Origin of the sequence: Falsiroseomonas sp., from assembly GCF_030695085.1 — a bacterium.
Classification (GTDB): Bacteria; Pseudomonadota; Alphaproteobacteria; order Acetobacterales; family Acetobacteraceae; genus Falsiroseomonas.
Genome location: NZ_JAUYTS010000120.1, coordinates 1 through 1,896 on the forward strand (window position 1 = coordinate 1; position 1,896 = coordinate 1,896).

The 1,896-nt window shown below is 72.4% G+C and carries 1 protein-coding gene; it reads right to left on the reverse strand.

The genetic code is table 11. The features are described 5' to 3' along the window. Positions 1-1,896 (reverse strand): ATP-dependent DNA helicase (locus Q8S40_RS13350; protein WP_305670784.1); only part of this gene is annotated, 1,896 nt, incomplete at both ends.

Here is a 1,896-nt window from a genome sequence, read left to right on the forward strand (position 1 = left end):
CACCAGCAACCGCAGCGACCGACCCGGCACATCCACCCCGTCGCGGATGGCATCGGTCCCCAGCAGGCAGCTGTCGCGCTCGGTGCGGAACACATCGACCAGCGCCCCCACATCCAGCGGATCGATATGTTGGGCATAAAGCGGCAGGCCCGCGCGGCCCAGCTCGGGGCCCAGCAGGCCATAGACCGCCTTCAGCCGGCGAATGGCGGTAAACAACCCCAGCGCCCCGCCGCCCGAGGCCAGGAACAGCGCCCGCATGGCCGCCGCCGTCCGGCGCGGATCGTCGCGCGGCACATCGGTGACCACGATCACCTTCGACTGGCTGGCATAATCAAACGGGCTTTCGACCTTCAGGGTGCGGACCGGCGTCTCCAGCCGCCCGGTGGCCGAGCGCAGCCGCGCCAGATGGAAGGGATCGTCGCCGAAATCGGGATCGGTCAGGGTGGCCGAGGTCACCAGCACCCCGTGCGACGGGCGGATCACGGTCGCTTCCAGCGGCTGGGTCGGATCGACCCAATGCCTCCGCAACGACACATCCGACAGCCGGCCAAAGGCGCTCTCGGCCGACAGCCAGTCGACGAACTCCGGGTCACCCGCCGCATCGCCCGACGCCAGATCGTTCAGCATGGCCCGCCACGACGGCAGGGTCATGCGCGCCCGCCGGTCCAGCCCGCGCAGCGCCCCCTCGATCCGCGCCCGGGCCCCGCCGTCCAGCGTCTCGGCCTCTTCGGTCAGCACATCCTCAAGGTGGCGCGACAGGGCCAGCAGCGGCGCCTCGACGGCGGCCAGCGCCTCGGCGGCCCTGGCGGCAGCCGTGATCAGGTCGGGGATGGCCGGGCGGGCGGCGCACTCCATGCCCTGATCTTCCGAGCCCCCGCGCGGATCGGCCCGCGCCCGCAGCTGGTCCAGCGCCGCGGCCAGAAACACCTCGACCGGCCCGGTCGGCGCACCCGACTCCGAGCCGCGCAGGATACGCGCCTGCGCTCCCTCACCCGGCAGGCGGGTGGCGGCGGCCAGCACATCGCCAAGCGCCTTGCGCGCTGCGCCATCGTCGCCGATCAGATCGCCCAGCCGCTGCTCCAGCCCGCGCCCCCGCCGGGCCCGCGTTTCCGGCCCCCGGATCCAGCGGCGCAGTTCGGCGGCCTCCTGTCCTGACAGGCTGGCGGAAAAGGCGCTGTCAGCGGCCTCGAACAGATGGTGGCCCTCGTCGAACACGATGCGCTTCAGGGCGGCGGTCTCGCTGTCCGTGGTCGGATGGCGGGCGGCGCGCGCTCCGTCAAAGGCGGCCTGCACCATGACCAGCGCATGGTTGGCAATCACCACATCGGCGTGGCGCGCGGCCCGCACCGTCTTTTCCACAAAGCACCGGCGATAGTGGGCACAGGCCGCGTGGATGCACTCGCCGCGCCGGTCGACCAGATTGGCGGGCGTCGGCTGGTGCGCGGCGGGCCCGGCATACAGCCCCGGCAGCCAGGCGGGAAAATCCCCGCCCGTCATGTCGCCGTCGGCACAGGCCCCGGCCCAGCGCGCCGTCAGGCCCAGCCCGACCACATCCCCCGCGCCCAGCTGGGCCTGCTGAACCATCTCCTGCAGGTTCAGCAGGCAGAGGTAGTTTTCACGCCCCTTCCTCACCACCACCCGCCGCCGCGTCTGCCCCTCATGATCGGGCAGGGCCAGACCCTCGCGCGCGATCTGGCGCTGCAGGGCGCGGGTATAGGTCGAGACCCAGACGGTGCCGTGGTTGCGCTCGGCCCACAGGGCGGCGGGCGCCAGATAGCCCAGCGTCTTGCCCGTGCCCGTGCCCGCCTCGGCCAGCAAGGCGCGCGGCTGGTCTTTCTGGTCGCGCGGCGAAAAGGCAAAGGCGGCCTCGGCGGCATAATCGGACTGGGTCGGCCG